This is a genomic window from Aphanizomenon sp. UHCC 0183 (assembly GCF_009712065.1).
Classification (GTDB): domain Bacteria; phylum Cyanobacteriota; class Cyanobacteriia; order Cyanobacteriales; family Nostocaceae; genus Dolichospermum; species Dolichospermum heterosporum.
The window spans coordinates 18,973-25,889 of record NZ_VILC01000085.1; the positions used below are offsets into that span (position 1 = coordinate 18,973).

Here is a 6,917-nt window from a genome sequence, read left to right on the forward strand (position 1 = left end):
TAGGGCTTGCTGATAGCGTTGCGTGGCGTTAGCCATACTCCCGAATGGGCGCAGGCCCTGCGCCCCTACCCCCTGATAGCGTTCACGTAGTGTGCCGTATCCCTGCGGGCATAAATACCTTTCCCTGAATAGGCTTTAGCACTTGCAACCCAGTTAAATTTTGCAAACAATCCAAAGCAGCTTCCCGAATCATCACTTCTTGTTCCTGACTCAGTAATAGTTGTAAACATTCCCCGATATCTTGTTGTATTGCTGTATCAACTCGCTGACGGGTAATCAGTTTATTGAGTTGACGTATGGAAAGTAACCGTTTTAAAGAATCCTTTTCCGTTAAATTTTTTAACAATTGATCAAGATAATCTTCTTCTCGATTTCCTTGAAAACTGAATATTTGCCACACCAACAAAATTAAAGTTAATAGCGTTCCCATGCCTTGAACAATAGCACCAGCAGCCAACCAATGACTAGGAGCATCAACCCAAATTGCCGAAGCCATGTAAGTTATCACAGTCGCAATACCACCATTGGCGATCGCATAAGCTAACCTACTATTAGTGCTACTCATCAACTTACGTATTTCTAACCAGCGCAATTGCCAATTCCATTTTTGCACTGAGTAAGTAAATACCATCATCCCAATACCCACCACCAGAGCTAACAGCAATTGCCAACTCCAAAGTAGCATAGCTACAATAATTGTCAGTAATCCCAGCAAAATACCAGGTTCAGAGAAATGTTTAAAAACCTGATGTTTGGGAATCTTGATCTGAATTTCTGAAACTTGATTCATCAATTGTCGCCAAGAAGACGAAGCCTGTGCCACAGTATTTACCTACTTGATTACAAAATTATAATATAGATGGTTTTTACTAATTTTAAGGATGAAACCAGGAGAATTTCATCCTTAAACAAAATGCTATTTATCCTGTAATCGAATATCAACTACAGACGCATTAAAGTTATAGTTAAAACCTTCTAATTCAAAAGGCATTCCAATTTTCACTTTGCTATTACCAAGAACAGGCCCATCCTTAGTAACTGTAGCTTTTCCTTCTAAAGTCAGGAGAAAATCCGTACTAAAGTTAATTTTTCTAGGATCTGGTAATTCTTTCACAGAACCATCTGGTTGACCAATTGTCAGTGTTCTCTCTAACTGCTCAACCGATTTAATCCCAATCTGACCATAGGGTTGATTACGGATAATCACATTAGTTTTACCACCTTTTGTAAATCCTTCTTTAATTAATTGTTGAGGATTACGAATATTCAGTCCACGTACCAGTAAGTCTACCTCAATGGGTACTGTTTTCGCACCGACTTGAGCCACAGACCCAGAAGTACCAGGGAAAATAAAGATACCCACTATCACCAGCAAAATTACTAATGCAGCCCCTAAATCTAATAGGTTAATTTTACCGAACAAGCGACCTTTAGAATCTAAAATAGCCATAATCAGGTTTGGATAAGTTGCAGTTGAGTTTTCAGCTAAGTAATTGATCGTACTGACAAGTTTTTTCCAGTGATTCACAATCTTGATCACTGCATCAGAATTGACAGAAACTAGACATTATGGTTATGCGACAGTTTATCATGATTGCAGGAGCTTCAGGATCATAGTAGCAGTAAGTTATTTGAATTGACTATTTGCCCTATCTGGAGTTGAAAATGCAACTTAGTAACCTGAAAATTCGTCCTCTGATTTTAAGTTGTTACACCAATCTCACATAACTGAATCATGATTAACTCGCAAGGAATTTGGACAAATTATCGTTTGTGGCAGCGTCGCTGTTTGTATCCGTTCATTTCTGTAAGCGTTGCTGTGACTATTTGCTTAGGTACACCACTATCAAGTAAAGCTATAGGTTTTAGCGATCTGATCCGTGTACTCCCACAAGTAACCCAAATATTTAACCTATCTAATATATCCGATCGCCAGGAAGTTGATCTGGGTCAGCAAATGAACCAAGAAATACAGCAAGAAGTCAGAATTTCTCGTAATTCACAACTAAACAGTTATGTTGAACAAATCGGTAGACGTTTAGCAGCTAATAGCACTCGTCCAAACATTCCTTATACTTTTCAAGTAGTCGAAGATCCTGCTGTTAATGCCTTTGCAACCGCCGGTGGTTTTATTTATGTGAATACAGGTTTGTTAAAAACAGCAGACAATGAAGCCGAATTTGCCAGTGTATTAGCTCATGAAATGGGACATATCGAAGGCAAACATTTAATTAAACAAATGAGACAACGAGCTATAGCCAGTGGTGTAGCTTCAGTATCAGGTTTAGATAAAAGTAAAGCCGTAGGCATTGGTGTGCAACTCGCCCTGAATCTTCCCCGTAGTCGCCAGGACGAATTTGATGCTGATAAAAGAGGATTAGCAAACATCACCCGCACTGGTTATGCTCAGTCAGCAATGGTTTCTTTCATGAAAAAGCTACAAGGAAGTAGTTCCGTACCTGCATTTTTAAGTACACATCCAGGAGCCAGCGATCGCGTCATCTCCCTGCAAAATCAGATTAAAAATCAACCAAGTCGTCAAAATTATGGTTTAGATAATCCCGTGTATCAAAGCAAAATGAGAGCATTTTTGCCATAATTATTCTCGTTTTCTATGACGGCGGCTACCTGCGAACTCTTGTGGCTGCACAATTGTCATCACCTCTTCCCAAGCCACAGTCCGCACAGACCTACTGAACACATTAGCCTGATAAACCAATTTATTCGTAATATCTAGCCCCGTCAACCAACCACTACGGGGATGATAAGCACCAGTATCAATATCTAGCCATCCCTGCCCCCGCGCCAAATTACCAGGAGCCACACCAGGTAAAGTAAAAGTTATAGTATGACCAACTATAATCAGCTTATCTGCAAAATATGGTTGCTCTATCCGATGGAACTCATCCCTAATCCAGCATAGTTCTTCCGCCGTCTGTTCTTGCACACTCTTTTTTGGATCAACACCTGCATGAGTTAACCAAAAATCTCCCAAATCTAAATATGTGGGCAAACTCTCAAACCAATCTAGATGTTGTTTAGGAATTGTTGCAGATTGGTAACTAGCAATGGTAGCCTGTCCTCCACTATATAACCACGTTTGCATATTTGTGGACGCAGAAACCACTATAAGTCATTCCCGAATCATCTGGTTGCACCAATAAAAAATGCAACCCCTGACTTAGCTGTTTTCGCTCTTGGTACAACTTCCCAGCCACAGTAGCTTCCTTATCTTCAAAAGTTGCTAAAACCCACCTATCTACCAAACCAGCCTCTAACACCAAACCATCAGGAGTACCAGCCATATAGTTTAATGAAACGGGCTGACTTTCCTTTAACCATTGCGCCAACCGCATAGATTTTCTCCCACCGTAAATCACTACACCAGGTATAGGTACTGTTGAAGCCAAACCTAGATTAATCGGTTTGAGAAATTCTGGTATTTGCAAAAAAGGAATTGGCCGTTCTATAAACTCATCCACAATATCACCCGATGGAATCGTCGCAAACCGCCATTCTTCCCCCCATAGATTTTCCGGTAATGGTAATGGAGGTAGTTTATCCACAGTTAGAGAATATTGCTTTGCTACTAACCACTGTTTTAGAGCCAAAGTTCTGCGAGTAGCTTCAACCCGAATCCCTAAATTATTTGCCGCAATTGTCATTAAACTTAAAGACTGAGGACGAAATACTTGAATTAAATCTGGTAACTTGTCCTTACCCGCTAATTGTAATTGTTGGACAAGCCAAGTAGAATTAGCCTGGGATTGGAGACAACTTGCTGTAAACTCAAAACTGCGAGTTTCATCACAAACTAATAACTCCCATAGCACTTGCCCTTCAATATTTTGTAGCGGACTACGATAAAAATCAGCCTGCCAAATCAGACTCATTCCCGACTCCATAAAAATTAAACAACTCAAAAGTGAATATAGCAAATTTAGTTTTTGACTAAATTTCTGGCAAATTCTATTGCTGCTTCTACTGTAGAAATTTTCCCCTCAGCTTGAGCAACACCAACTTCCATTAATAATTCACCTATTAGCGGTGAAGCGGGAATGTTTAACGCCCTCATCATGTCTTTACCATTGAGTAAAGGAATAGGGTGTGCAACTACATCGTTTTTGTCAAGATAACGCTTAATTAAAGGTTCATAACTAACTAACATACTTTCTTCAAACATTCCCTTCGCCACAATATCATTTGCTAAAGCTAATACCAACACAGCCGGAAATAAAATTCCCATTTCCCGAAACAGAAAATACTGTTTTCGCAAAGGCTTATGTATCGCTTTTATTTCCGAAAACAGTCTTAATCCCGTTGTCACAGCCCGAATTTCTGCTCGACTATAGGTAAGTTCTTGTAATTCGACTTCGGCAATTTCCGGGTTTAAGTCCACAAGACAAGCTAGTTTAGCAGTAGCTAACCAAGAAGTTTTCACAGTTTCTCGCACATAATTTCCTAATTCTTCTCCTAACTCCTGCCAAACTTGGCTAATTAAAGCGGCAGCTTGATTAACAGCAGCTAACTTAATAAAACTTCTATCGGTTGCGTTCTTAAACAAACTAGTCAAAACACCATCTTTCCAAGCAGTATTTAGCCAAAATGTCCCCTGAGAACTTGCTAATAAATAACCAATTTCTACCCGTACTCGTTCCGCTGCAACTTGATTAATACTTTTTGCTAAACTGCGAATTGTCTCCTGAGTAGCTGGTTCAATAGTAAAACCAAGTTGGGCAGCTTGACGATAAGCCCGCATTAACCGCAAAGGATCATTTTGTAGATTTATAGGTGATATCATCCGTAACAGTCCAGATTCTATATCCTTAGAGCCTTGCAAAGGATCAATAATTTCTTGAGTATGGGGATTATAGGCGATCGCATTAATAGTAAAATCCCTTCTATGCAAATCCGTAATTAAACTTTCCCCCTCCTGTTGAGCAAAATCAGCCGTAGCATGAGGAAACACCACACGGGCAATTTTTCTTTCAGCATCAAGTAACACAAAACCAGCTTGATAACGTTGAGCAATCTTTCTCGCTACCTTCACCGCATCCTCTGGGACAATAAAATCTAAATCCACATATTCCCGAACCCTACCCAAAATCGCATCACGTACCGCACCACCCACCATATAAACAGGTTGTGGCAAATATTCCAGACTAAAAGGCCAATTTTTGGCAGCTAGACGAGAAACAACTAATTCAGACATTTTAATAAAAATCAATCCAGTAACTAATGCTGATTATTTCGGCTTAACGATTTGCGGAAGTCCCCATCTTCAATGTACTCATAAGGTGTGGATTGTGAGCAGGGGATGAGGATTGCATCTGGAATTGATTTTTTACTTGGTAAAAACAAATATTCAGATGGTTGACGAATCCCCAGTCCCCAGGTTTTCTGGTAAGATATTCATATCTTGACCACCAATGCCGTAAGCGAAAACCAAGCTGATAGGTAAGTGTCCCAAGGAAAAAATTTGGGTCTTGGGAACCAGGACACCTGCCCTTGGAGGGAATGTCAGACCAATAGAACTACGAAGTCCTTGAGGCTATTCCCGATGAATTGGGAAGCTCCGTCCGTCTTACGCCGGAGTAGTTCACGCTAGATTAACTATAAAGGTTCTTAGAGTTGGTTCTATTATGTGTATTTGCGTGAATTGCCACTATGTAGACCGCTGCGTCACCTACAACGCCGTAGAAACCCAGCACCAACAGCCACACCTGACAGAAACACCAGATTTTGACCCCAACGAACCCTCCATCAACGTCAATATTCGCACACAAGGCGAAATAATTGAAATGGAATGGGACGTTGTTGGTTGTCTCAGCTTCAAACAAGAAACAGGTAAATGGTCCAAATTGCGTCCAGGTGAATTAGTCCCCACCTAATCAGGCTAGATTTTGGGATGTTGCTGAGTATTCACAGCCAAAATCAGCAACACCAATTCTCACCTTCCAATTATTCTGATACTTTTAACCGAGACATTCCCTGACATCTGTAGGTGAGTTCTGAAGACCCGTCAGTTAAAACACAAAAATCTTGTCCTCTAAATTCAGGACGCGGTAGATGTTTAGTTGTTGATACCATCCATCTACCATTTTTATATGCTGACGGGTCAAATTGAATGGTTAGTTTTTGGTCACGGATACTTCGGAACTTAGCAATCCTTAGTCCTGCTTGAGGATGCGGTTTTTTGTCTTTACCTTTATTAATTGTTTTGGGGTTTTTGGCTGTTTCTGACCATGCTTTATATGCTTCCATTGAAGCGTTGTCTAGTATTTTAGAAACATTCAAATCTAAACACCATTGAGGGATTAAACCAGAGGCTTTAAGCATGGTTCTAAACCCCATTTTTCCACCTTTTTTACCAACCTTACTAAAGCCTTGATTTTCGTTTAAGTAGGCAATGGAAATGTTGTAAACCTTGCGAACGGCAGCCACCCATTTTTTCCAAATAAACTCAAGTTCCTTTACTGGATACACTCGGTAACTCACTGTCTTCAGCAACTTGTTTTTTGTACTTTCTGAGTCCGTACAATCGGCAACTGAAGACATGGATAATGGCAAGGATATCTTCAACCATTTCGCGTTCTGGGCTGAGGTTCGCTTGGTCGAGAACCAATATTTGAGTTTGCTGCCTAGCACAGAGCCATGAGATAATATCGAATCCAAAGCGACAAAGCCGATCTTTGTGGGCAATGACAACAAGCCTGCAAGTGTTGCTGAGAACTCTGTCCAGTAAGGATTGAAGACCTTTTCGCTTGAAGTTGAGTCCGCTGCCGATGTCAGTGATGATTTCTGCGCCAGGGTAACGAGACTGGAGAAACTGAACTTGTTGCTCAAGGTCGTTTTTCTGACTGCGGCTTGAAACTCTGGCATATAGAATAGTGGCTCGTTCATCTGGCGGATTGCCG

The 6,917-nt window shown here is 40.6% G+C and carries 8 protein-coding genes and 1 pseudogene; 2 read left to right on the top strand and 7 right to left on the bottom strand.

Features of this window, described 5'->3' with window-relative positions:
• Nucleotides 1-82: 82 nt before the first annotated feature.
• Both FJR37_RS21055 and FJR37_RS21060 read right to left on the bottom strand, forming a co-directional pair.
• Nucleotides 83-823, bottom strand: coding sequence for an armadillo-type fold-containing protein (locus FJR37_RS21055; protein ID WP_039199889.1), 741 nt, complete (start codon nt 821-823; stop codon nt 83-85).
• Nucleotides 824-916: 93 nt separating this feature from the next.
• A complete protein-coding gene (locus FJR37_RS21060) occupies nt 917-1,450 on the bottom strand; it encodes a DUF4330 domain-containing protein (RefSeq protein ID WP_039199910.1) in 534 nt (177 codons plus the stop codon).
• Between the two features lie 285 nt (nt 1,451-1,735).
• Between FJR37_RS21060 and FJR37_RS21065 the strand changes: the two genes are divergently transcribed.
• Nucleotides 1,736-2,599, top strand: a complete 864-nt coding sequence (locus FJR37_RS21065; RefSeq protein WP_039199887.1) for a M48 family metallopeptidase — start codon at nt 1,736-1,738, stop codon at nt 2,597-2,599.
• Here the strand turns inward: FJR37_RS21065 and FJR37_RS21070 are convergent.
• The 3 genes and pseudogenes from FJR37_RS21070 to FJR37_RS21080 form a co-directional block, all read right to left on the bottom strand.
• Nucleotides 2,600-3,106: pseudogene (locus tag FJR37_RS21070) on the bottom strand (serine/threonine protein phosphatase); the annotation flags it as partial.
• A complete protein-coding gene (locus FJR37_RS21075) occupies nt 3,087-3,893 on the bottom strand; it encodes a Tab2/Atab2 family RNA-binding protein (protein ID WP_168467034.1) in 807 nt (268 codons plus the stop codon). The pseudogene FJR37_RS21070 and the gene FJR37_RS21075, both read right to left, overlap by 20 nt.
• A gap of 47 nt (nt 3,894-3,940) precedes the next feature.
• Nucleotides 3,941-5,212: a CCA tRNA nucleotidyltransferase gene (locus tag FJR37_RS21080; protein ID WP_039199881.1), complete on the bottom strand. Its 1,272-nt coding sequence runs from the start codon at nt 5,210-5,212 to the stop codon at nt 3,941-3,943.
• 430 nt (nt 5,213-5,642) lie between these two features.
• On the opposite strand from FJR37_RS21080, the gene FJR37_RS21085 reads away from it, so the two are divergent.
• A complete protein-coding gene (locus tag FJR37_RS21085) occupies nt 5,643-5,891 on the top strand; it encodes a Ycf34 family protein (RefSeq protein ID WP_027403580.1) in 249 nt (82 codons plus the stop codon).
• A 70-nt stretch (nt 5,892-5,961) separates the two neighbouring features.
• Here FJR37_RS21085 and FJR37_RS21090 read toward each other — a convergent pair whose 3' ends face one another.
• Entirely contained in the window at nt 5,962-6,444 is a 483-nt protein-coding gene (locus FJR37_RS21090; RefSeq protein WP_254434635.1) for a hypothetical protein, read from the bottom strand.
• A gap of 19 nt (nt 6,445-6,463) precedes the next feature.
• On the bottom strand, nt 6,464-6,889 hold the full coding sequence (locus FJR37_RS21095; protein WP_371416155.1) for an IS607 family transposase: 426 nt from the start codon (nt 6,887-6,889) through the stop codon (nt 6,464-6,466).
• Nucleotides 6,890-6,917: the final 28 nt, after the last annotated feature.